Origin of the sequence: Rhizobium atlanticum (genome assembly GCF_030182485.1) — a bacterium.
Classification (GTDB): Bacteria; Pseudomonadota; Alphaproteobacteria; order Rhizobiales; family Rhizobiaceae; genus Rhizobium.
This window is the reverse complement of the sequence record NZ_JAQJCJ010000011.1, coordinates 177174-201440: the sequence shown is the minus strand read 5'-3', so window position 1 is coordinate 201440 and position 24267 is coordinate 177174. Positions and strand designations below refer to the sequence as shown.

The following is a 24267-nucleotide window of genomic DNA, read 5'->3' as shown; positions in this document are numbered from 1 at the left end:
ATGAAACCCGCGGTCCTCCCGACGTTTCAGCGCTAGGTCTTCGCCATGACCAATCCTGCCCCAAGCAATGTCCTGCCCGGTCTCCGGTTCCGGCAGCGTTTTCCGCTGTTGGCCCTCATTCTCGAGCGCTTCGTGCTCAGCATTGTCCTGCTCTTTGCTGTGTCCGTCCTGATCTTCGGCGGGCTGGAAGCCCTTCCCGGCGATTTTGCCACCACCTATCTTGGCCAGTCGGCGACGCCGCAGGCGGTCGCCAATATCCGTCGGGACCTTGGGCTCGATCGCCCGGTGACGACGCGCTATGTTGAATGGCTCGGCAGTGCCGTTCAGGGTGACTTCGGCACCTCCTGGGCCAGCAAGAACTCGGTGAGCGAGCAGATTGGCAAGCGACTCGGCAATTCGCTCTTCCTGGCGGGTTTCGCGGCTGTCATTTCAGTGCCGCTCGCCGTCGGCCTCGGCATGCTGTCGGTGCATTTTCGCAATCGAATGCCCGACAAGATCATCAACGTTATCTCGCTCGCGGCGATCTCGCTGCCGGAATTCTTCATCGGCTACCTGCTGATCCTGTTTTTCGCTGTGAAGTTCGGCATGGCGACCTTCCCGGCGACGGTCTATGACAGCATGGGCTTGGTCGAGCGCTTGAAGGCGATCGCCCTGCCGACGGCGACCCTGGTTCTCGTCGTGCTCGCGCACATGATGCGCATGACGCGGGCAGCGATCCTCTCCGTCATGTCCTCGGCCTATATGGAGACCGCCGAACTGAAGGGTCTGAGCGCCTTCCGCGCCATCGTCAAACACGCCGCCCCGAATGCGCTGGCGCCGATCATCAACGTCGTCGCGTTGAACCTTGCCTATCTCGTGGTCGGCGTCGTCGTCGTCGAGGTGGTCTTCGTCTATCCCGGTATGGGGCAATATATGGTCGATGCGGTCACCGTACGCGACATGCCAGTCGTGCAGGCCTGTGGCCTGATCTTCGCGGCCGTCTACATCTTCCTCAACATGACGGCCGATATTCTGGCGATCATCGCCAATCCCAGGCTGAGGCATCCGAGATGAGAGCAAGAGACATCCCCATCACCGCCTGGATCGGCATGGCCGGCATCGCCCTCGCCTTCATCTTTGCGCTCTTTGCGCCCTGGATTGCTCCCTATGGCGAAACGCAGGTCGTCGGCGACGTCTGGCAACTGCCTGACGATAAGTATCTCTTCGGCCTCGACAACCTCGGTCGCGACATCCTCTCGCGGCTGATCTATGGCGCGCGCACGACGCTGCTGGTCGCCTCCGCCGCCACTATCATCTCCTTCTCGCTCGGCGTCATCCTGAGTTTTACGGCAGCGGTGTCGCGCGGGCTGATCGACACGGTCTTTTCGCGCTTCAACGACCTGATGATGTCGATCCCGACACTGATCTTCGCGCTCGTGGTGTTGGCGGTCCTGCCGCAGAACATAGTCGTCCTGATCCTCGTCATGGCCGTCCTGGATTCCACCCGCGTCTATCGTCTCGGCCGCGCCGTGGCGCTCGATGTGGCGGTGATGGAATTCGTCGAGGCGGCGAAGCTGCGTGGCGAAGGCAAGCTCTGGATCATCTTCCGCGAGATCCTGCCGAACACGCTGTCGCCGCTTTTGGCCGAGTTCGGGCTGCGCTTCGCCTTCTCGATCCTGTTCCTCTCGACGCTTTCCTTCCTCGGCCTCGGCATTCAGCCGCCCGCCGCCGATTGGGGTGGCATGGTCAAGGACAACAAGGATGGCATCATCTTCGGCATATCGGCCGCCCTCGTGCCGGGTACGGCGATCGCCGTGCTCGCCATCTGCGTCAATCTGGTCGTCGACTGGCTCCTGAAACGCACATCCAGCCTCAAGGGAGGGCGCGGCGATGCCTGAGCTTCTTTCCGTCCGCAATCTGAAGATCGAGGCAACCAGTTATCCGCCCGGCGAACCGCCGAAGCGCGTGACGATCGTTGATGGCGTCTCCTTCGATCTTCAGAAGGGCAAGGTTCTCGGCCTGATCGGGGAATCGGGTGCCGGCAAGTCGACAATCGGCCTCTCGGCACTGGCCTATGGCCGCGGCGGCGCCGAAATCACCGGAGGCGAGGTGCGGCTCGGCGGTACCGACATTCTGGCGCTCGGCAAGAACGGCATCCAGAAAATCCGCGGCGCCCGCGTCTGCTACGTTGCCCAATCGGCGGCGGCAGCCTTCAATCCGGCGCACAGGCTCGGCGATCAGGTGATCGAAGCGTCGGTCAAACATGGTCTGATGACCAAAGACGAGGCGCGCAAACGGGCGCTTTATTTGTTCCGTGTTCTCGGATTACCCAATCCCGAAAGCTTCGGTGAGCGCTTTGCCCATCAGGTTTCCGGCGGCCAGCTGCAGCGCGCAATGACCGCGATGGCGCTCTGCTCGAACCCCGAGCTTATCGTCTTCGACGAGCCGACGACGGCGCTTGACGTCACCACCCAGATCGACGTGCTGGCGGCGATCAAGCATGCCATCGAGGAAACGCATACGGCCGCGCTCTACATCACCCACGACCTTGCCGTCGTCGCCCAGATCTCCGACGACATCATGGTCCTGCGCCATGGCCGCCAAGTGGAATATGGCAGCGTTCAGCAGATCATCGAGGCGCCGCAACAAGACTATACACGCGCCCTCGTCAATGTCCGGCAAGCCTATCGCGAGGAAGCTTCAGACCAATCCGCGGCCCTTCTTAAAGTGGAAAATCTCAGCGCCGAATATTCCAACGGCTTCAAGGTGCTGCACGATGTTTCGCTGCACGTGCCGAGGGGGCAGACGCTTGCGGTCGTCGGCGAATCCGGCTCGGGTAAATCCAGTCTGGCTCGCGCGATTACCGGCCTTCTGCCGCCGAGCAGCGGGCGTATCGTCTTCGACGGCAAACCACTGATGCCCGATCTCAATAGCCGGCCGAACGAGGATCTGAGACGCATCCAACTGATTTATCAGATGGCCGACACGGCGATGAACCCGCGCCAGACGGTGCGCGACATCATTGGCCGCCCGCTGACTTTCTATTATGGCCTGAGAGGTGGCGAGAAGACCGCCAGAGTGAAGGAATTGCTCGATCAGATCGAAATGGGTAATGGCTTCATCGACCGCTATCCGGCTGAACTGTCGGGCGGTCAGAAGCAGCGCGTGGCGATCGCCAGAGCCCTTGCCGCCAAGCCGGAGCTCATCCTCTGCGACGAGCCGACCTCGGCGCTCGATCCACTGGTGGCCGAGGGTATCCTCAAGCTGCTGCTGCGCCTGCAGGGGGAAGAGCAGCTTTCCTATGTCTTCATCACCCACGACATCGCCATCGTCCGGGCGATCGCCGATAGCGTCGCGGTGATGCATCGCGGCAAGCTGGTGCGGTTCGGCCCGAAGTCGACGGCACTGTCGCCGCCCTTTGACGACTACACTGACCTGCTGTTGAAATCTGTGCCCGAAATGGAAATCGGCTGGCTGGAACGCGTGCTTGCGACACGCCGCATGGAAAGCGCCGGCAATTGAATGTGAATGAAGGAGTGAGCATGACATCCCGCGGCTTCACCACCATCGAGAATGAATGGATTGAGCTCAAGGATGGAACGCGGCTTGCCGCGCGCATCTGGATGCCCGACGGCGCGGAAGAAGATCCGGTTCCCGCCGTTTTCGAATTCCTGCCCTATCGCAAGCGCGACGGAACCAGCCCCCGCGACGAGTCGACCTATCCGGTGTTCGCGGCCGCAGGCATTGCCGGCGTGCGCGTCGATATCCGCGGATCCGGAGAATCCGAAGGCGTCATCGACGGCGAATATACCGAGCGCGAACTTGCCGATGCCTGCGAGCTGATCGCCTGGATTGCCGCGCAGCCATGGTCGAACGGTTCGGTCGGGATGATGGGCATCTCCTGGGGCGGCTTCAACAGCCTGCAGGTCGCAGCGCTACGCCCGCCGGCGCTCAAAGCCGTCATCTCGATCGCCTCGACCGTCGACCGTTACAACGACGACATCCACTATAAGAACGGCTGCCACCTCTCCGCCCAGCTCTCCTGGGCGGCGACCATGCTCGGCTACCAGTCGCGCCCGCCGGATCCTGCCCTGGTCGGCGACCGCTGGAAGGAAATGTGGCTGGAACGCCTTGCCGGCGAACCGTTCTTCATGGAGGAGTGGCTCACTCACCAGCGGCGCGACCATTTCTGGCGTCACGGCTCGATCTCAGAGAATTTTTCGAATGTGGATATCCCGGCGCTCGTCATTGCCGGCTGGGCGGACGGCTATCGCAACACGCCTCTGCTGGCGGTCGAAGGTCTCGGCGGAAAGGCGAAGGCCCTGATCGGCCCATGGGTCCACAAATATCCGCACTTCGCCTGGCCGAAGCCGCGCGTCGACTTCCACAGCGAAGCGATCGCCTGGTGGAACAAATGGCTGCGCGGCGACGACAATGGCATCGACCGACTGCCGCAGGCACGCGCCTATATTCTCGATGCCGTCAGGCCTGCCGCCCGACGCGACAGCGATCCAGGCTTCTGGATCGCCAAGGACATGTGGACGCCGCCGCGGATGCAATGCTTCTATGTCGAGCAATTCGGCCGGCTGACGCAAGGCATGCCGATCCCGCATGCGCCCGAGCATCCCGTCCATCTCCATTCTCCCCTCGACACCGGCACGGCGTCGGGAGAGTATTTTACGCTGAAGCCCGACGCCGAAATGGCCATCGACCAACGCTCAGACGATTCCGGCTCGCTGGTCTTCGACACGGTGCCGCTTGCAGAGGATCATGATTATCTCGGCCGGCCCGTCGTAACGGTTGCGTTGCGCCCCCACGCGACAGGCGGCAATCTCTGCGCCCGCCTGGTCGATGTCCATCCGGACGGCACGGCCACCCGTGTCGCCTTCGGCGTCGTCAATCTCACGCACCGCGATGGCAATGCCGATCCCAAGCCTCTCACGCCGGGCGAGAAAGTGCCGATCCGGCTGGTGCTCGATGCATGCGGCTATCGCTTCCGCAAGGGCCATCGAATCCGCCTTTCGCTTTCGACCGCCTATTGGCCGATGATCCTGCCGCCGCCCGATGATCAAGGGGTCGAGATTGATATCGCCTCGCTCGGCCTGGCGCTGCCCTTGCTCGGGGACCACCGGAAGATCGAAATCGATGAACCGGCCAATCCCGATCCCCTGCCCAAATATATCGAGCATGCGGGCGCCGCGACGAAGCGTCAGGCCGTCCGGGACCTCTCGGCCAACCGCACGGATTATCGCATCCACGAGGAGACCGGGCTTTACGAACACCCGGAAACCGGCCTGTCGACGCGGCAATTGCGCGAAGAGGTCTGGTCGATTTCGCCAGATGACCCGCTGTCGATGACCGGCACCTCGACCTGGACTTGCGACATGCACCGGCCCGGCTGGTTCGTGCGCACGGTCGCGACCGCGCGGATTGCCTGCACCGCGAGTGATTGGATCATCAGCGCCGTCGTCACCGCTTTCGAGGACGATGTGCAGATCTTCGAAAAGATCTTTGCCGAAAAGCGGATCGCGCGCGACCTGATGTGATCGTCAGGCTGATGCGAAATGCCGAACCGCCTCGCAGACGGCGTGAAAGCCGTCGCGCGCGCCTTCACTCATGTGACGGGCGCGAAGCCAGGCATGCACCATCTGCGGCTCCTCCCGAAAGGAGACCTCGACACCCTCCGCTGCAAGCCGGGCCGCATACTGGCGGCCGTCGTCTCTCAACGGGTCGAAATGCGCGACCGTGATGTAGGTGGGCGGCAGTTCGGCAAGTGAAGACGCATTCAGCGGCTCGGCGATCTCGCTGCCTGCCGGCGCCTGCAGGATCTCGCGATAATAGGCAACATCGGCCGTGGTCAGGCCAGGCGCCGCAGCCATCTCGACATAGGAGCCGGCGGACAGGTCTCCGCCGAGCGCCGGGTAGATCAGGACCTGACCGACGACGCCGGGTAGGCCTTCGTCGCGTGCCCGCAGTGCAAGGCCCGCCGCAAGATTGCCCCCGGCGCTATCGCCGATCAGCACGACCTTGTTGTTGGCCGAAAGCAGATGCTTCAGCACGGCAAAGGCGTCATCCGTCTGTGCCGGCCAGCGATATTCGGGAGCCAGGCGATAATCGACGGAAACGAGTTCTGCACCGGCAAAATCGGCAATCTCCGCGCAGATGGCATGATGGCTCTCCAGCGAACCGACGACGAAACCGCCGCCATGGAGATAGAGAAGTACCGTGCGCGTGCTGATCTTGCGGGGACGGTAGCGCCGGATCGGAATGCGCTGGACCACGCCGTCGGCAAAAATCATTTCCGGCGGCAGCGGGCGGTCGAATCGGGCGCAAAGGGCATCGTACCAGTTTCGCTGCTGCTCGACCGACGCTTCGACCGCGTCGGCGGGATACAAACTATCGCAAATCTCGAGAAACTGCAGGATGGCTTTTTCGGTAGGGACAGGCGATTGAGCGGACATGAAGAGTCCTTTCGATTTGGGACATGCAGATCCATGCCCTTGGCCGACTCTGCCATCATCATGCGCCTTCAAAACGGAGGCAATCTGTCTGGTCGCGACCCATGGATGTCGCGGCGTCCACTATTTTTGGCCTGCGGGGCGGAGACTTGCCGCCGCTTCAGAAAAAGCCATAATTTTTTTGCCGTCGACCCAAGGAACGCCATCGGAGAAACGTCTCAATGCCGAAATAGCATCTTGCTTGATAGCTTGGGGGTAGGTGCGCATTGGATGCGGAGCTCATAGAACGGGCGCAGCGCGGTGACCGGGAGGCCTTTGGGCAGTTGGTCTCGCGCCATTATGATTTCGTCCATGCGACGGCGTGGCGGTGGTCGGGCAGTTCCACCGATGCGGACGACATCGCCCAGGATGTCTGTGTCAAGCTCGGCGCGGCGATCCGCGGCTTTCGCGGCGCCAGTCGTTTCAGGACATGGCTCTACACCCTGACGCTGAACGCCGCCCGCGACCATAGGCGCAAGCTGGCTCGAGAAGAACAGACGTTCCGTGCTTATGCCGCCGAACCACTGCCCGATGCGCCCAGTAAGAATGACGATGAGATATCGAGCGAATTGTGGGCGGCCGTGCGCGCTTTGCCGGAAAGGCAATGCGACGCGGTGCTGCTCGTCTATGGCGAAGGCCTCAGCCATTCCGCTGCCGCCGATATTATGGGCTGCTCGGAAACAACCGTCTCCTGGCAGGTGCATGAAGCGCGCAAGAGACTGAAGGCCATGCTCGGCAAGGAAGAGGTATGACCGTGGACAAGAAACTGGAAAAACTCTCCCGCACCGCGCCGCCTGCAGCCGATCCGGAGGCGCGCACGCGTGCGCTTGCCGCCGCCATGCAGGCGTTCGACGACGCAGGAAATGATACTGCCGCAGCCCAAGGAAATCTGAAGGGCTGGCGTCAAAGCTCCGTCATCAACTGGATATGGAGCCCTGCCATGAACAAGAAATTCCTTGCCGGTTCAGCCCTTGCGACGCTGCTCGTCATTCCCGCTGCCGGTTATCTCGTGATAGCGCTGAATCACAACGGGCTGCCGATCGTCGATCAGGAAAAGATCGCGAGTGACGTCTCGCAAAATAATGCGCCAGAGCCGGCCGAACCCGTCGAGGTCGCACCTCAGCTTGCCCAAGCACCGGCGAAAGAGAAGCAGCCGGCAGCTCAATCATCGGCGGCTGATAGCACCCGAGGCTTGCAGGACGAGGAGCAGTCGGCCGCCGCTAAACCCGCTGCGCCTTCTGAATTCGATGCCGGCAAGATCGCCCCGCTGACGAAGTCCGAGGGCTCGGCTGCGGCGCTCGGCGCGGCCAAACGCGTCGCGCCGGCCGCTCCCGGCGCTCCCCAACCGCAATTGGCCGAACCGATGGCCGCCGCCCCCTCGCCTTTGCCGCCGGCGGAAGGGCGTGTGCAGATCCAGCCCGATGCCAATCGCGAGCGCTTTGCCAATGCTGCGGCAAATCCGGTCAAGAGCGTTGCAACCGACCCGGTTTCGACCTTCTCCGCCGATGTCGACAGCGCCTCCTATTCCTTTGTCCGCCGATCGTTGACGAGCGGGGCGATGCCCGATCCGCAATCGGTTCGCGTCGAGGAAATGATCAACTATTTCCCCTATGACTGGCCGCGTCCAGACAATGCCGATCAGCCTTTCAAGGCGACCGTAACGGTGATGCCGACACCGTGGAACCACGACACGCAATTGATGCATGTGGCGATCAAGGGCTATGATATCGCGCCGGCGACGACGCCGCGTGCCAATCTGGTTTTCCTGATCGACGTTTCGGGTTCGATGGACGAGCCGGACAAGCTGCCGCTGCTGAAGAGCGCCTTCCGTCTGCTGGTCAACAGGCTGAAGGCCGACGACACCGTCTCGATCGTTACCTATGCCAGCAATGCCGGCACGGTGCTTGAACCGACACGCGTGGCCGAAAAATCGAAAATCCTCTCGGCGATCGACAGACTGGAGCCCGGCGGCTCGACCGGCGGCGCCGAGGGCATCGAGGCGGCTTACGATCTTGCCAAACAGGCCTTCGTCAAGGGCGGCGTCAACCGCGTGATGCTGGCAACCGATGGCGACTTCAATGTAGGCCCGTCGAGCGACGAGGAGCTGAAACGCATCATCGAAGAGAAGCGCAAGGACGGCATCTTCCTGACCGTTCTCGGCTTCGGACGCGGCAATCTCAACGATTCCCTGATGCAGACGCTGGCGCAGAACGGCAATGGCAGCGCCGCCTATATCGACACCCTGGCGGAAGCGCAGAAGACGCTGGTCGAAGAGGCCGGATCGACACTGTTTCCGATTGCCAAGGATGTGAAGTTCCAGGTCGAGTTCAATCCGGAACGGATCGCCGAATATCGGCTGATCGGCTACGAGACGCGCGCCCTTAACCGCGAGGATTTCAACAATGACCGCGTCGATGCCGGCGATATCGGCTCAGGCCACAGCGTCACGGCGATCTATGAGATTACGCCCAAGGGAAGCCCCGCGGTCATGAACGACGACCTGCGTTATGGCGCAGCCGACAAGACGCCGGCCGAGACAGCGGACAGCGGGCGCCGGGGTGAGCTTGCCTTCGTCAAGATGCGCTACAAGCGGCCGGGCGAGGATAAGAGCGCCCTCATCACCACGCCCGTCGGCGACGGCAATGCGGTCGCCAGCGTCGATGCCGCGCCACAGGATGTCCGCTTCTCGGTGGCTGTCGCCGCCTTCGGCCAGAAACTGAGCCGCCTCCCCGCCCTCGACACTTATTCCTATCAGGCGGTTGCCGATCTGGCCGCGGCATCGCGGGGGGCGGATCCCTTCGGCTACAGGTCGGATTTCCTCGGGCTCATCAGGCTGGCCGACGGTCTCAGTCAACGGTGAGCTGCGAAGCACCCAGAAAGCGCGGCCGCCCGAGGCGCGGCCGCGCCTGCATGAGTTTACCCCGGTCTCGACCCATTGGCCGTGACATAAACGGCGTAGAGAGACGTAGTCCCGGTGATAAAGAGGCGGTTCAATTTCTCTCCGCCGAAAGTCACGTTGGAGACGAGCTCGGGAATATGGATCTTGCCCAGCAGCGTGCCATCCGGATCATAGGCGTGCACGCCGTCGGCCGCACTTGTCCAGATCCTGCCCTTCCGGTCCACGCGAAACCCATCGAACATGCCGACAGTACATTCTGCGAACACGCCGAGGTCGCTCACCGTCCCGTCGCCTGATACCGCGAGCTTTCGGATATGACGCGGACCACCCGGCAAGTGCGATGCACCGGTGTCGGCGACGTAGAGAACCGACTCGTCGGGCGAGAAAGCCAGACCGTTCGGCTTGATGAAATCCGACGTCATCTGATCGGTCACGCCAGTTTCCGGATCATGTCGGTAGACATGGCATCCGCCGATTTCCTCTTCGCCATAGTCGCCTTCATAGTCGTGAAGTATGCCGTAGCTCGGATCGGTAAACCAGATTGTGCCGTCGGACTTGACGGTCACATCATTCGGAGAATTGAGCCGCCTGCCCGCGATCCGGTCGGCGAGCACGCTGACCTTGCCGTCAAACTCCGTCCGGGTGACCCGGCGTGCCAGATGCTCGCAGGTGATCAGCCGGCCCTGATTATCGACGGTGTTGCCGTTCGAGTTGTTGCTGGGCGAGCGGAAGACGGAGGTATGTCCGCTGGTATCGTCGTAGCGCATCATGCGGTTGTTCGGGATATCCGAGAAGACCAGATAGCGTCCGGCGGCAAACCAGGCCGGTCCCTCCAGCCATCGGCCGCCCGTCCAGAGGCGTTCGACCCGAGCATGGCCGACGAAGCAGCTTTCAAAGCGCGGGTCGAGGACCTCGAACCCGGTACCTTCGATTTCACCGAACATAAGTCTTCCTCCGCAAGATTGTTATCGATATCATAATGCTCGGATTTCGGAGATTCGTATAGCCGGCAAGGCGCCGGTAACCTAGCAAATCCGGTAAGAAGCAGGCTTTTCCGGCTGTGGAGCCGCATACTTCCTGGATAAAATCGATTGTGCGATGATAGCGATAACTTTATCGTGTGCTGAATTATACAATTCCGGCGTTGTTTGAAAGCGGAGAGCAGTGAAAAACGACGATGAGCCAAAGGTCAAGCGCCTCAAGGCTGGAGACGCTCAAAAGCTGACGATGGCTGAGGTCGCCAAATATGTCGGCGTATCGGCCATGACCGTTTCGCGCGCCTTTCGCCAGGATGCAAGTGTTTCCGAAGAAACGCGAAAGCGCATCATGGAAGCCGTCGACGCGCTCGGCTACGTGCTGGATCTCTCCGCCGGCAGTCTTTCCTCGCGGCGCAGCGGCTTCATCGCGGCGCTGGTGCCCTCAATCAACAATTCGAATTTCTCCGACACCGCCCGTGGCATTACCGATGCACTGGAGAATACCGGCCTTCAGCTTCTTCTCGGCTATACCGACTATTCCGCCGAGAAAGAAGAAAAACTGATCGAGGCGATGCTGCGCCGGCGTCCCGAAGGCATCATCCTGACAGGCGGTTCGCATACCGACCGTGCGAGGCGCATGCTCGATAAGGCAGGCATTCCGGTGGTGGAAACCTGGGAGCTTCCGGAGGAGCCGATCAACCATGTCGTCGGCTTTTCCAATAGCGAGGCGATGTCGCTGCTAGTGCGGACGCTGGCCAGCCAGGGCTATCGGAGGTTCGGCTATATCGGCGGAACGACGGCGCGCGATACGCGCGGCAGCCAGCGGCGAAGCGGTTTCCTGAAGACGGTCGAGGAACTGGGCCTCGGGCCGGGCCGGGCGATTTCCTTCGGCGTACCGCCGATCACCATGGAACAGGGCGGTCAGGCGATTATGAGCCTGCTGGAGCGCTGGCCGGACACGGAAGTGGTTCTCTGCGTCTCCGACCTTTCCGCCTTCGGTGCGATCATGGAATGCAAGCGCAGGGGAATGAAGGTGCCGGGAGATATCGCCATTGCCGGCTTCGGCGACTACGAGATCTCGTCAGTCTGTCATCCCAGTATCACCACGATCAATGTCGACTGTTACGGCATCGGCCGGCAGGCCGCCGTCCGCCTGCTCGATGCGCTGCAAGGCAGCGGCGAGGCGACCGGCGACGAGATCACATTGACGAGCTACAGAGTCGTGCTGCGCGAAAGCACCGATCGCAGCGGTGCCTCATAGTTAGGCACCGGCGTTAGAAGGCGATCTGCACCTTCATCGACTTGCTGCGGTCGCTTGCCAGTTCGAAAGCGGCGACGGCCTCGTCGATTGCGAAGACGCCTGTCAGCAGCGGCTTCAGATCGGCGCGGCGCGCGTTGATCAGCTCGACGGCGAGCCCGAACTCCTCGTGAAAGCGGAATGTGCCGCGCATCTCGATTTCCTTTGCAACGATCATGTTTTGCGGAATGGAGACATCGCCGCCAAGGCCGAGTTGCACGAGAACGGCACGGGGCTTCAGCACCTCAAGGCCGGCGCGCACGGCCCGTTCATTGCCCGACGCCTCGAACATGACATCGAAATATCCCTTGTCGGCGCCGTAAGCGGCAAGGTCGGATGCATGCGTGGCAACGTTGATCGTGCGATCGGCGCCGCTGGTGCGGGCGATCGTCAGAACGCTGTCGGTGACGTCGGTCGCGGCGATTTCACGGGCGCCGAGAACGCGGGCGGCCACGATCGCCAGCATCCCGATCGGACCGCAGCCGGTGACCAGCACCCGCTTGCCGAGCAGCGATCCGGCGCGGCTTGCCGCATGCAGCGTGACGGCAAAGGGTTCGGCGAAGGCGGCCTCATGAATAGAAATGCCGTCGGCGACCTTGTGGCATTGCCAGCGCTCCGCCACCAGCCGCTGGCGGAAGCCGCCCTGAATGTGCGGCATGGGCATGGCGCTGCCGTAGAATCGCATGTTCAGGCAGTGGTTCTGCTGTCCCTTCAGGCAATATTGGCAATGGCTGCACGGCCGGCTCGGGGAAACCGCGACGCGGTCTCCAATGGCAAGGTCGCTCACGCCGGCACCCAGCGCCTTGACTGTGCCGGCGATTTCGTGGCCGAGGATCATCGGTTCGCGCAGCCGAACGGTGCCGAAGCCGCCGTGATTGTAATAATGCAGATCGGAACCGCAGATGCCGCCGGCTTCGATGGCAACCTCCACCTGCCCCGGTCCTGCAATCTCCGCTTCGCGCTCTTCGACCCTGAGGTCCTTTGCAGCGTGAATGACGATGGCTTTCATGTCGAACTCCTCACACGACCGGCGTCGGAAGCGCGCGACCGGCAAAATGCGCGGCGAGATTGTCTCTGGCCAGTTTGCCCATGGCCCTGCGGGTCTCGATGGTGCCGGAGCCGTGATGGGGCTGCAGCACGACGTTCGGCAGCGTCAGGAAGCGCGCATCGATTTTCGGCTCGTTGAGGAAAACGTCAAGGCCGGCGGCCTGGATGGTGCGGTTCTGAAGCGCTGCGATCAGCGCTTCCTCGTCGACGGTCGTTCCGCGCGAAACATTGATCAGCATGCCTTCCGGACCGAGCGCTTCCAGCACCTGGGCGTTGATGATCTTCATTGTCGCGGCCCCTCCGGGAACGATGACGATCAGGAAGTCGGCCCAATTGGCAAGCGCGACCAGATTGGCTTCATAGCCATAAGCGACATCCTGGTCCCTATTGCGGGCGAAATAAGAGATGTCGCAGCCGAAAGCGGCAGCCCGCTTGGCGATCGCCTTGCCGATCCGCCCCATGCCGACGATCCCGACCTTCTTGCCCGAAACCCGCGTTACCAGCGGCATGGGAACGTTGCCCCACTGACCGGTGCGGACGAAAACGTCGGCCTGCGGAATCTGGCGTGCCGTGGAAAGCAGCAGTCCGATGGCGATATCGGCGACGTCTTCGGTCAGCACGTCAGGTGTATTCGTCACGCGAATGCCGTTGGCGCGGGCATAGGAGAGGTCGATCGCGTCGGTGCCGACGCCGTAGCAGGAAACGATCTCCAGCTTCGGCAGTTGCTTCATCAGCTCGGCGGAAGCGCCGAGTTCGCCGCGCGTCGCGATGGCGCGGATATTGCTGCCGACTTTTGAAATCAGTTCCTGGCGATCCGCGGCTTCCCACAGGCGGTGGACGCGGTAGCTCGCCTCCAGATCGACCATGTCCCACTCTGGATAGGCCCCGGCCATCAAGATTTCTACGTCAGGCATTGCGTCTTCGTCTCGCATTTTGGCTGTTGATTATGTTATCGATAACATATAATTCGAGATAGGGATGTCAAGTGAGTTTCACCGCAAGTGGCGGTATAAGCCGTCATTCGCCGCGACACCGGAGGAGTGATTTGCATGAAGAACCTGTTTGATCTGACCGGGCAGCTTGCCCTGATCACCGGCTCGAGCCAGGGGATCGGTTTTGCGCTGGCCGAGGGCCTGGCGCAGCATGGCGCCGAGGTCGTCATCAACGGCCGCACGCCCGAAAGCGTCAAACGCGCAGTCGAAAGCCTCAAGGCTCAAGGTCTTTCTGCCCATGCGTCGATCTTCGACGTCACCAGCAAGGACGCTGCTGCGCAGGGTATCGCCGCGATCGAAGCCGATATCGGTCCGCTCGACATCCTGATCAACAATGCCGGCATGCAGTTCCGCACGCCGCTGGAAGATTTCCCGGCGGACAAATGGGAATTGCTCCTGACCACCAATATTTCCAGCGTGTTTTACGTCAGCCAGGCGGCCGCCAAAGCCATGATCGCCCGCGGGCATGGCAAGATCATCAACATCGCCTCGGTTCAGAGCGAGCTCGCCCGTCCGGGCATAGCTCCCTATACGGCGACCAAGGGCGCGGTGCGGAATCTGACCCGCGGTATGTGCGCCGACTGGGCCAAGCACGGCCTGCAGATCAACGCGATTGCGCCGGGCTATTTCAAGACGCCGCTCAACCAGGCGCTCGTCGATAATCCGGAATTCTCGTCCTGGCTCGAAAAGCGGACGCCGGCCGGACGCTGGGGCAATGTCGAGGAACTGGTAGGTGCCGCCGTCTTCCTTTCGGGACGCGGTTCGTCCTTCATCAACGGCCACACGCTTTATGTCGACGGCGGCATCACGACCTGCCTCTAAGGGAGGCGAGACGATGGACGTTGAGAAAGAGGCACTGCCCTTTGCCGTGGTTGTCATGGGCGTCAGCGGTTGCGGCAAATCTTCGGTTGGCGAGCGCCTCGCCGGTCGCAACGGCATGTTGTTTGTGGAAGGTGACCAGCTCCATCCCCCGCGCAATGTCGAGAAGATGGCGAAGGGCATACCGCTCACCGATGAAGATCGCCTGCCGTGGCTCGACCGGATCGGTGAGGAATTAAGGGCGGCGCAAAAGGCGTCGCAGGGATTGGTGATTTCCTGTTCGGCGCTGAAGAGAAGTTATCGGGATAGGCTGCGGCAGGCGGCAGATGGGCCCCTGGCCTTCATTTTCCTGGAGGGGTCGCGTGATCTGCTGTTGTCGCGGATGCAGGCCCGTCAGGGCCACTTCATGCCGGCTTCGCTGCTCGACAGCCAGCTGCAGACGCTGGACCCGCCGATCGGGGAGCCCGGTGTCGTGACGGTGGCGATCGATATGGCTTTGGATGATATGGTGGCGCTGGCTTGCGAGGGGCTGCGAGGCGTGGCCGTCAAGGGAGGAGATTATCATGCGGGATGACCACAGAGCAGATGTCGCCGTCATCGGCGCGGGCATCATGGGAGCGGCGATCGTCACGCGATTGATCGAAACCGGCCACAAAGTATCGGTTTTCGATCTCGATACTGAAAAGGTCGCGGCGTTGGCAGCCAAGGGCGCCCACGGGGCTGCTTCGGTGGAGGATGCGGTTTCGCGGTCGGAATTTTGCGTCCTCAGCCTCAATCATGCAAATATCGTCCGCGCCGTCGTCTTCGGCGAGAAGGGGGTTGCGGCGGCGGCAAGCGCTGACAAGCTGCTGATCGATATGTCTTCGATCGACCCCGCCGAAACCGCCGACATGGCGAAGCGGCTGCGGGGGGAAACGGGCATGGCATGGGTGGATTGCCCGCTTTCGGGCGGTGTGCCCGGTGCCCTCGGCGGAAAGCTGACGATCATGGCCGGTGGCAGCTCTGAGGATTTCGAGCGGGCGCGCGTGGTGATGCGGCATCTTGCCGCCAATTATACGCTGATGGGCGCATCCGGGGCCGGGCAGACCACCAAGCTGATCAACCAGCTGTTCTGCGCCGTGCTGTTCCAGTCGGTCGCTGAAGCCGTCAAGCTGGCGGAAGCCGGCGGTGTGGATCCCTCCGCCATACCGGCCGCCCTTGCCGGCGGCAGGGCGGACAGCCGGATATTGCAGGAGTTCATGGCGAAATTCGCCGCCCGGGATTTCTCGCCGACAGGCAGGATCGACAACATGCTGAAGGATTTGGACTCGCTTCAGGCCTTTGCACTGAGGACAAAAACGCCGCTGCCGATGACGGGCGCGGTGGTGGAAATTCATCGCCTGCTTTGCGCTGCCGGCCTTGGGCCGAAGGACTCTGCCGAGATGATGCGCCTGCTCGACGGATTTGCCGCCGACTGACCTCATTTCAGGCCTGGGAGATTGTCACTTTCCGCTTGACTAATAGGGCGATGTTATCGATAACATGAGGACAGCTGCAGCTTTGGGAGGAGCCACAGTGGAAGCCAAGAGACTGCTGGAGTTCCAATCGATCACCAAAAGCTTCGGCGGCACGCAGGCGCTGCGTGACGTCTCGATCGACCTGCGCGAGGGCGAGATCCTGGCGCTGCTCGGCGAAAACGGCGCCGGGAAATCGACGCTGATCAAGACCCTGGCCGGCATCTACAAGCCCGATAACGGCGACATCCTGTTTCGCGGGCAGAGCTACCATCATCGCCCGCCGAAGCCGAACGAGCGGCAGCCGGTGGCTTTTATCCATCAGGATCTCGGCTTGATCGAGTGGATGACGGTCGGCGAGAATATGGGCCTGTCGCAGGGCTTCTCGATGCGCCGGGGTCTGATCGACTGGAACAGGACGCAGGCGCGCGCGAAAGAGGCCTTGAAGCTGGTCGGCTGCGATTTCGATCCGACGACGCGGGTCTCGGCCCTGTCGCGCACCGAAAAATCCCTGGTCGCCATTGCCCGCGCGCTTGCCGTCGAAGCCGACGTTCTGGTGCTTGACGAGCCGACGGCGAGCTTGCCCGCCGACGAAGTCGATCGGCTGTTCAACGCGATCCGTCCCCTGAAGGAGCGCGGCGTCGGCATGATCTATGTCTCCCACAGGCTGGACGAGATTTTCCGCATCGCCGATCGCGTCGCCGTCCTGCGCGACGGATGCATGGTCGGGCAGAAGCCGGTCAGCGAGACCACTCCCGACGAACTCGTGATGATGATCATCGGCCGCAGCGGCGACAGTCTCTTTTCGAAGACCGAGATCAAGCCCGGCAAGGCGATCGTCAAGGTGCGCGATCTCGTCTGCGCCGGCACGAGCCCGATATCGTTCGATATAAGACAGGGCGAACTTCTGGGCCTCGCCGGCCTGCGCGGCGCCGGTCAGGAACGGATCGGCCGGGCGCTGTTCGGCTGCGAACCTTTCGGCGGCACGATCCTGCTGCATGACCAAACTCCGGACCTTTCGAGCCCGCTAAGCGCAATGGCGTCGGGCATCGGATTGATCGCCCGCGACCGGACGGAGGAATCCGTCGCGCTCTCGCTGTCCATTCGGGAAAATACCTATATCAACCCCGGCGCAGTCGGACGCGGGCTTTTTTCCTTCCTGTCTCCGCGCGGCGAAGCCGACCTTGCCCATGCGATCGGCCAGTCCGTCGGCCTCAGGCCGAACGATCCGGATCTGCCGGTGGAAGCTCTATCGGGCGGCAACCAGCAGAAGGTCGTCGTCGGCCGCTGGCTGGCGACCGGCCGGAAGCTGCTGATCGCCGAAGATCCGACCGCCGGAGTCGACATCGGCGCGCGTGCGGAAATCTACCGCCTGATCACGCAGGCGCTGGAAGCTGGTCTCGCAGTCGTCGTGGTCTCGACGGACTTCGAGGAAATCGCCCATATCTGCCACCGCGCGCTGGTTTTCTCGCGCGGCAAAATCGTCAGCGAACTGACTGGAAGCGCCCTGACGACGGAGGCGGTGATAACGGCCGCATCCGCATCGGAAGCTGCTTGAGCCATCGGGAGAACAGCCATGCAATCCATTGAATCCACCGCGCTGGAGCCGACCAAGAGCGAAATGGCCGGCTTGTCCGCCGGACAGAAGATCGGGCGCCTGATTCCGGTTTATGGTCTGGTGATCCTGACAGTCGGCCTGATCCTGCTCTTTTCGATCATGCTGCCGGATACGTTTCCGACGGTCCTGAATGTCCGCTCGATCGTCTCCGACAAGGCGATCATCGCGCTTCTGTCGCTGGCCGCGATGATCCCGATGGCCTCGGGCCGCATCGACCTGACCGTGGGTTACGGCATCGTGCTCTGGCACATTCTCGCCATCAGCCTGCAGACGGTCTACGGCCTTCCCTGGCCGGTCGCCGTCCTCATCGTTCTCGCGCTTGGCGTCCTCACCGGCTTCATCAACGGTCTGCTCGTCGAGGTCGCCAAGATCGACAGCTTCATCGCCACCCTCGGCACCGGTACGGTCCTTTATGCGCTTGCCCTTTGGCACACCGGCGGCCGGCAGGTGGTCGGCGTCCTGCCTGAAGGTTTCTACGCGCTGAACGGCACCATGCTGTTCGGCCTGCCAATTACCGGCTTCTACGTGCTGCTGATCGCGATCTGCATGTGGATCGTGCTCGAATACCTGCCGATCGGCCGTTATCTCTATGCCATCGGCGCCAATCCCAAGGCCGCGGCCCTCAACGGCATTCCCGTCCGCAAATTCGTGATGGGCGCATTCGTCACGTCAGGCCTGCTGGCGGCCCTGACCGGGGTCCTGCTGGCCTCGAAGCTGCGCATCGGCCAGGCGAGCGTCGGCCTCGAATATCTGCTGCCGGCTCTCGTCGGCGCTTTCCTTGGGTCGACGACGATCAAGCCGGGACGGGTGAATGTCTGGGGCACCTTGATCGGCGTCATCATCCTGGCGGTGGGGATATCTGGAATTCAGCAATTCGGCGGATCGTTCTTCGTCGAACCGCTGTTCAACGGCGTGACCCTGCTGATTGCCATCGGCATCGCAGGCTACGCCCAGCGCAAGCGCGGAGCTGTGAGGAGGATCACACCCGCATCCAAATGAGGATGCCGGCCCGGCCGGCATTTCATAACAAACAAAATGGAGGAGTGAACATGAAGCGCAGGACCTTATTGCAGGCAACGGTCGCAACCGTCGCCGTTATGCTGAGCATGCCGGCACTGGCCGATTCCATGGCCGACGCCAAAGCCGTGGTCGAGAAATATGCCTCCAAGGTGAGCGCATGGGATGGCCCGACGAGCGGCCCCAAAGGCGCCACCGGAAAGAACATCGTCATTCTTGCAGCCGATATGAAAAACGGCGGTATCCTCGGCGTCGCCAATGGCGTGCAGGAAGCGGCCAGCGCGCTCGGCTGGACGGTGAAAGTGCTCGACGGCGCTGGTTCGATCGGCGGCCGGACGGCGGCCTTCGGCCAAGCCATGGCGCTGAAGCCCGATGGTATCATCATCAACGGCTTTGACGCCGTCGAGCAGAAGCCGGCAATGGAATCGGCAAAGGCTGCCGGCATTCCGATGGTCTCCTGGCACGCCGCCTCGGCCGTCGGCCCGGTTCCCGAAGTCGGCGTCTTCGCCAACGTCACCACCGATGCGATGGAAGTATCGAAGTCCGCGGCCGATTGGGCCTTCGCCGATGCCGGCGGCAAGCCGGGTGTCATCATCTTCACCGACTCGACCTATGCGATCGCTATCGCCAAGGCCGACCGCATGAAGAAGGAGATCGAGGATCTCGGCGGCACGGTGCTCGAATATGTCGACACGCCGATCGCCGAAACCTCCCAGCGCATGCCGCAGCTGACCACGTCGCTTCTGCAGAAGTACGGCGCCAAGTGGACGCATTCGCTGGCGATCAACGACCTCTATTACGACTTCATGGGACCGTCGCTCGCCTCTGCCGGCATTCCAGGCGACGGAAAGCCGGTCAACGTCGCCGCGGGTGACGGTTCGGAGAGCGCCTATCAGCGCATTCGCGCCAAGCAGTATCAGGCCGTCACGGTCGCCGAGCCGCTCAACCTCCAGGGCTGGCAGCTCGTCGACGAACTGAACCGCGCTTTTGCGGGTGCGCCGTGGTCGGGCTACGTGTCGCCGCTGCACGTGGTGACCAGCGCGAACGTCGAATTCGACGGCGGGCCGAAGAACAGCTTCGATCCCGATAACGGCTATCGCGATCAATACAAGAAAATCTGGGGCAAATAAGCCTTCCCAAGGGCGTATCTGCGGATACGCCCTTACCCCCGCTGACACCACGCCAATATCGATCCAGCTCCGGCGAGTTTTGGAAAAGAGAACCCATGATCATTCGTTATGCTTTGTTTGAAGGCGAAATCCATCCCGGCCGAGAAGAGGAATTCCGCGCCTTTGTCAGGCAGCGGCTCGTCCCTCTCTGGACGAAATTTCCGGGCGCCGAGGAAGTCCGGGTGCTTGACGGAATGGAGCGCGACGAAGGCGCTCCTGTCTATGCCATGGCTCTCGCCATACGTTATCCCGATATGGATGCGGTCAATGCAGCGCTTCGCTCCCATGTGCGCTTCGAGAGCCGCGAGGTCACCGGCGAACTCCTGCAGCTCTTCACCGGCAAGGTGCATCACCACGTCTTCCAGGCCAACGAATACCCGCCGGCCATTGCCTGACCGCCGGGCATTTTCCGCGCCGACTGGAGCGACGGACGCTGCCCGGCCGTAAGATCGAGAACAGCGATCGAACAATTTTAAAGCGCCTGCGAACGAGCGTTCCAGGCGCTTTTCCTATTGGGACGCTGCCAAGCCCGCGGGCACCGGCCTTTGGCACAATTTTTCATCAGCGCCGCCATTATTAAATTAAATAGTCTACTGATTTAGTGGGCAATGCTCCATCTTACCCCGCATGGGCGCCACGGCGAGGCAGATAACCGCATGATTCGCCGGGAGGGCTTCTTCTTCCAACCACGTAGATCCGCAGCATCGCATGAGCAATAATTCCGAATTTCTCTGGTATATTCCAAACGATGTCAGGCCCGGCCATCGCGGCGATTCCGCCGTCGACAATCACAACAGCCTCGACACGCTGACCAGCCATGCGAAGGCGCTTGAGGAGCACGGCTGGAAGGGCGCGCTCATCGGCACCGGCTGGGGCCGTCCCGACACGTTCACCGTCGCGGCCTCGCTCGCGGCGCGCACCACCACCTTCGAGCCGCTGATTGCGATCCGCCCGGGTTATTGGCGGCCGGCAAATTTCGCGTCCGCAGCGGCGACGCTCGACCACCTCACGGGCGGTCGCGTGCGGATCAACATCGTCTCGGGCAAGGACAACCTGTCGGCTTACGGCGACAGCGAGGGCGATCAGGCGCATCGTTATAGCAGGACGAGGGAGTTCATGCGGCTGGTGCGCAGGTTATGGACCGAAGAAAACGTCACCTCCGCGGGAGAGCATTTCCGGGTTGCCGAATCCACCGTGGTGCCGCGCATCGAGGTTCGCGGCGACCGCCGGCACCCGAAACTCTATTTTGGTGGCGCATCCGAGGCGGCCGAACGGGTGGCGGCGGCCGAGGCCGATGTCCAGCTTTTCTGGGGCGAGCCGCTCGATGGTGTCCGCGAGCGGATAGATCGGCTCAAGGGACTGAGCCGGGACCTCGACCGCGACCTTCCACCGTTGGAATTCGGGCTGCGGATAACGACGCTGGTTCGGGACACGACGGATGAGGCATGGGCCGATGCCGAGGCGAAAGTCGCCGAGATGGCGAAGAACAAAGGCGCCGGCTGGCACGATCACCAGGGTGCACTTGCCGTGGGCCAGCAGCGGCTGCTCGCTCTTCACGAGCGCGGCGACGTGCTCGACGATAATCTCTACACCGCGCCGGGCAAGTTCGGCGGCGGCGGGGCCGGCACCACTTGGCTGGTCGGCTCGGCGGAAGAGGTCGCCCGCTCACTGCGCAAATATCAGGAACTGGGAATCACGCATTTCGTGCTTTCGGATACGCCTTACCTCTCCGAGATCAAGCGTCAGGGCGATCAGCTTCTGCCGCTGCTGCGTGGCTGACCCCGCTGATGGGCAATTCCATGAGCACACGATGTCGGATCGTTGCAGCACATTGTTGCGGCCGGAATTGTAGGCGACGTAGAGTCGGCGCCAAGCATCGTTTGCGCTGCCGCAGTGCATCCGAAGTGACTCGCGATTTCCGTCCGGCGTTCCCCGGATCATTGTCCGAGTGCAAGGCGGCGAAAGAGTTGAGCGCCGAATTTACAACAGCAGATGTCGGCCGTTGCTGTGAAACAACTTAGCATACTCTTCCCGCATGGCGGCGGTGCAAGAAATGCGCACAAGATATACGAAAAACGCAGCTTACTGGCTCTCTGCCGTCTCCGTTTACATTCTCTAAAATATATTCCCCTAAATTTTTAGGATATCGGGAAGGCGTTCTCAGGATCGTCACCTACGCCATGACGGCGAGCCGGGCTTCCGAAATCTTGCACGAAATCGACGATGTTACTTTCCGCGCTTCTGGGCATTGGCTCGGCCGCTCCCGGACAATGTGCAGTGCATGCGAAGTGGCATGTCGGGCGCGAACAGCGCCTCGGGACGCGTTCGGGTGGGGATCGAGGACCGCACGCTTGAATGAGGAGTCGCGAGCGATCCTGATGTCCCAGCGACTTTTGACAACCTCGCCAACCATGGAGAGTGCCAATGAACAGCATTAAGAATTTCGGGATCGCGGTGCGTCTCACCCTCGGCTTCAGCTTCCTGGTTCTGTTGATGGCCGGCCTGGCCATCTATTCGGCGGTCGAGGTCGCGAAGATCAACAGCGATCTTGAAACGATCAATGACGTCAACAGCGTCAAGCAACGCTTTGCCATCAACTATCGCGGCAGCGTGCATGATCGGGCGATCGCCATCCGCGACGTGACCCTGGTGACCTCGGCGGATGAACGCAAGGCCGCCGAGGCGCTGATCGACAAGCTCGCGGCCACTTATGCCGAGAATGAAAAGCGCATGGCCGACATGGTTGCATCCCCGGCAGGTGCCACGGATCAGGAAAAAGCCATTCTCAACGAGATTGCCGGCATTCAGGCGAAAACCAATCCTCTGGTCGCCGAGATCATCGCGCTGCAGGAGAAGGGCGACGGCGAGGCGGCGCGCAAGATCCTGCTCGAACAGGCCCGTCCGGCTTTCGTGCAGTGGCTCGGCGCCATCAATAAATTCATCGACTATCAGGAAGCGCTGAACAAAACGATCGGCGGTAAGGTTCGCAGTTCGGCAAGCGGGTTCAAGCCGATCGTGCTGACGGCGCTGGGGATCGCGGCTCTTCTCTCTATTTTCGCTGCCGTCATCACATCCCGTACGATCATCGGTCCGCTGGCAAAACTCCAGCTTTCGCTAAAAGCGATGGCGGAAGGCAATCTCGACGGCGACCGTCGCCTCGAAGCGCGCGGCGACGAGATCGGCAAGCTCGCGCGCGCCGTGGCCAGCTTGCGTGACGCGATTTCAGCGAAGGCGGAACGGCAAGCCGATGCGGAAAGCAAGCGGGCTGTCGCGGAGCGGCAACGCCTCGAGCAGGATGCCAGCGAACGCCGCACCCTTGCGGAGCAAACGGACCAGGCTGTCGGCCGGCTTGGGGACGCCTTGCAGGCCCTGGCAGACGGCGACCTCACGCAGCAGATCGACACGCCGTTCATTCCGTCCCTGGAAAAGCTCCGCGCCGATTTCAATGCCGCGGTCGAAAAGCTCCGTGCCGCCATGCAGAAGGTTTCTCAGAACGCCAGCGCCATCGCGGCCGGCGCACAGGAGATCCGGTCGGCCTCGGACGATCTCGCCAAGCGGACCGAACAGCAGGCCGCTTCCGTCGAGGAAACCGCCGCTGCTCTGGAAGAGATCACGACCACTGTCGCCGACTCAAGCCACAGGGCCCAGGAAGCCGGGGAGCTCGTCCGCAAGACCAAGGACAATGCGGAACGCTCGGGCAGCGTCGTTCGCGATGCGGTCGACGCCATGGGCAAGATCGAATCTTCCGCCACCGAGATCGGAAGCATCATCGGCGTCATCGACGAGATCGCCTTCCAGACCAACCTGCTGGCGCTGAATGCCGGCGTCGAAGCCGCCCGCGCCGGTGAAGCCGGCAAGGGCTTTGCCGTCGTCGCCCAGGAAGTGCGCGAATTGGCGCAGCGTTCCGCCAAGGCGGCAAAGGAGATCAAGGAACTGATCAACGCTTCGAACGGCCATGTGAAGAGCGGCGTCGCCCTCGTCGGCGAGACCGGAAAGGCCTTGCAGGAGATTGCCGCGCAGGTGCAGCAGGTCGACGGCAATGTCGGCGCGATCGTCGGCGCTTCGCAGGAACAGGCGACGGGGCTGAAAGAAATCAACGCCGCTGTCAACAGGATGGATCAGGGCACGCAGCAGAACGCCGCCATGGTGGAGGAAGCGACAGCTGCCGCCCATAACCTCGCCAAGGAAGCCGATGCGCTGTTCCAGTTGCTCAGCCAGTTCAATATCGGCGGAGCGGTGGCATCAAGGCGCATGACGCCGCCCGCCGCGGCAGCGCAGCACGCTCAACCTGTCGCCTCGCCCGCTCGGCAGATGATCGCGAAGATCGGCAAGTCGTTCCAGGGCGGCGCGGCGGTCCAGGGGAACGCGGCATTGGCGGGCGATTGGGAAGAATTCTGATCGCGGAAGCGCTCCTGCGCCCCTGCCATAATTTGAAATGAGGAAGGGCAGCGTTTGCTGCCCTT

Annotated in this window: 20 protein-coding genes; 16 read left to right on the top strand and 4 right to left on the bottom strand. The window is 62.1% G+C overall.

Going from position 1 to position 24267, the window contains the following annotated elements; genetic code table 11:
* Positions 1–45 precede the first annotated feature (45 nt).
* Genes PH551_RS17830 through PH551_RS17815 form a run of 4 tightly spaced genes read left to right on the top strand, consistent with a single transcriptional unit; the run spans position 46 to position 5525 of the window.
* Positions 46–1053 carry an ABC transporter permease gene (locus PH551_RS17830; protein ID WP_085780698.1) on the top strand — a complete coding sequence of 336 codons (1008 nt, stop codon included), beginning with the start codon at positions 46–48 and terminating at the stop codon, positions 1051–1053.
* On the top strand, positions 1050–1877 hold the full coding sequence (locus tag PH551_RS17825; RefSeq protein ID WP_085780699.1) for an ABC transporter permease: 828 nt from the start codon (positions 1050–1052) through the stop codon (positions 1875–1877). The genes PH551_RS17830 and PH551_RS17825 overlap by 4 nt, the downstream gene beginning before the upstream one ends.
* Positions 1870–3501, top strand: a complete 1632-nt coding sequence (locus PH551_RS17820) for an ABC transporter ATP-binding protein (RefSeq protein WP_285194007.1) — start codon at positions 1870–1872, stop codon at positions 3499–3501. Before PH551_RS17825 ends, PH551_RS17820 begins: the two co-directional genes overlap by 8 nt.
* A 20-nt stretch (positions 3502–3521) precedes the next feature.
* Positions 3522–5525 carry a CocE/NonD family hydrolase gene (locus tag PH551_RS17815; protein WP_285194006.1) on the top strand — a complete coding sequence of 668 codons (2004 nt, stop codon included), beginning with the start codon at positions 3522–3524 and terminating at the stop codon, positions 5523–5525.
* A 3-nt stretch (positions 5526–5528) separates the two neighbouring features.
* Here PH551_RS17815 and PH551_RS17810 read toward each other — a convergent pair whose 3' ends face one another.
* A complete protein-coding gene (locus tag PH551_RS17810; RefSeq protein WP_085780702.1) occupies positions 5529–6440 on the bottom strand; it encodes an alpha/beta hydrolase in 912 nt (303 codons plus the stop codon).
* Positions 6441–6703: 263 nt separating this feature from the next.
* On the opposite strand from PH551_RS17810, the gene PH551_RS17805 reads away from it, so the two are divergent.
* A complete protein-coding gene (locus PH551_RS17805) occupies positions 6704–7228 on the top strand; it encodes an RNA polymerase sigma factor (RefSeq protein WP_085780703.1) in 525 nt (174 codons plus the stop codon).
* On the top strand, positions 7225–9336 hold the full coding sequence (locus PH551_RS17800) for a vWA domain-containing protein (protein ID WP_285194005.1): 2112 nt from the start codon (positions 7225–7227) through the stop codon (positions 9334–9336). Before PH551_RS17805 ends, PH551_RS17800 begins: the two co-directional genes overlap by 4 nt.
* 56 nt (positions 9337–9392) lie before the next feature.
* On the opposite strand, the gene PH551_RS17795 is transcribed toward PH551_RS17800, so the two are convergent.
* Positions 9393–10319, bottom strand: a complete 927-nt coding sequence (locus PH551_RS17795; RefSeq protein ID WP_285194004.1) for an SMP-30/gluconolactonase/LRE family protein — start codon at positions 10317–10319, stop codon at positions 9393–9395.
* Between the two features lie 220 nt (positions 10320–10539).
* Here PH551_RS17795 and PH551_RS17790 point away from each other — a divergent pair, with 220 nt between their 5' ends.
* Positions 10540–11613 carry a LacI family DNA-binding transcriptional regulator gene (locus PH551_RS17790; RefSeq protein ID WP_085780706.1) on the top strand — a complete coding sequence of 358 codons (1074 nt, stop codon included), beginning with the start codon at positions 10540–10542 and terminating at the stop codon, positions 11611–11613.
* A gap of 13 nt (positions 11614–11626) precedes the next feature.
* Here PH551_RS17790 and PH551_RS17785 read toward each other — a convergent pair whose 3' ends face one another.
* Both PH551_RS17785 and PH551_RS17780 read right to left on the bottom strand, forming a co-directional pair.
* Complete coding sequence (locus tag PH551_RS17785) at positions 11627–12658, bottom strand: L-idonate 5-dehydrogenase (RefSeq protein WP_285194003.1); 1032 nt, start codon at positions 12656–12658, stop codon at positions 11627–11629.
* A gap of 10 nt (positions 12659–12668) precedes the next feature.
* Positions 12669–13610, bottom strand: coding sequence for a 2-hydroxyacid dehydrogenase (locus tag PH551_RS17780; protein WP_285194001.1), 942 nt, complete (start codon positions 13608–13610; stop codon positions 12669–12671).
* Between the two features lie 135 nt (positions 13611–13745).
* Between PH551_RS17780 and PH551_RS17775 the strand changes: the two genes are divergently transcribed.
* The 9 genes from PH551_RS17775 (at position 13746) to PH551_RS17735 (ending at position 24202) form a co-directional block, all read left to right on the top strand.
* The gene (locus tag PH551_RS17775) at positions 13746–14510 is read left to right on the top strand and encodes an SDR family oxidoreductase (RefSeq protein WP_285194000.1); all 765 of its coding nucleotides are present in this window, start codon (positions 13746–13748) and stop codon (positions 14508–14510) included.
* Between the two features lie 13 nt (positions 14511–14523).
* Positions 14524–15081 (top strand): gluconokinase, encoded by a 558-nt coding sequence (locus PH551_RS17770; protein ID WP_285193999.1) that lies wholly within the window; start codon positions 14524–14526, stop codon positions 15079–15081.
* Positions 15071–15964: an NAD(P)-dependent oxidoreductase gene (locus PH551_RS17765; protein ID WP_085780710.1), complete on the top strand. Its 894-nt coding sequence runs from the start codon at positions 15071–15073 to the stop codon at positions 15962–15964. The genes PH551_RS17770 and PH551_RS17765 overlap by 11 nt, the downstream gene beginning before the upstream one ends.
* 97 nt (positions 15965–16061) lie before the next feature.
* Positions 16062–17558: a sugar ABC transporter ATP-binding protein gene (locus PH551_RS17760; protein ID WP_285193998.1), complete on the top strand. Its 1497-nt coding sequence runs from the start codon at positions 16062–16064 to the stop codon at positions 17556–17558.
* 18 nt (positions 17559–17576) lie between these two features.
* Positions 17577–18617 carry an ABC transporter permease gene (locus tag PH551_RS17755; RefSeq protein ID WP_183699998.1) on the top strand — a complete coding sequence of 347 codons (1041 nt, stop codon included), beginning with the start codon at positions 17577–17579 and terminating at the stop codon, positions 18615–18617.
* A gap of 50 nt (positions 18618–18667) precedes the next feature.
* The gene (locus PH551_RS17750) at positions 18668–19765 is read left to right on the top strand and encodes an ABC transporter substrate-binding protein (protein ID WP_085780713.1); all 1098 of its coding nucleotides are present in this window, start codon (positions 18668–18670) and stop codon (positions 19763–19765) included.
* Positions 19766–19860: 95 nt separating this feature from the next.
* The gene (locus PH551_RS17745) at positions 19861–20199 is read left to right on the top strand and encodes a hypothetical protein (protein ID WP_085780714.1); all 339 of its coding nucleotides are present in this window, start codon (positions 19861–19863) and stop codon (positions 20197–20199) included.
* A 313-nt stretch (positions 20200–20512) separates the two neighbouring features.
* Positions 20513–21583, top strand: a complete 1071-nt coding sequence (locus PH551_RS17740; RefSeq protein WP_285193995.1) for an LLM class flavin-dependent oxidoreductase — start codon at positions 20513–20515, stop codon at positions 21581–21583.
* 645 nt (positions 21584–22228) lie between these two features.
* Positions 22229–24202 carry a HAMP domain-containing methyl-accepting chemotaxis protein gene (locus tag PH551_RS17735; RefSeq protein WP_285193994.1) on the top strand — a complete coding sequence of 658 codons (1974 nt, stop codon included), beginning with the start codon at positions 22229–22231 and terminating at the stop codon, positions 24200–24202.
* The last annotated feature ends 65 nt before the right edge of the window (positions 24203–24267 follow it).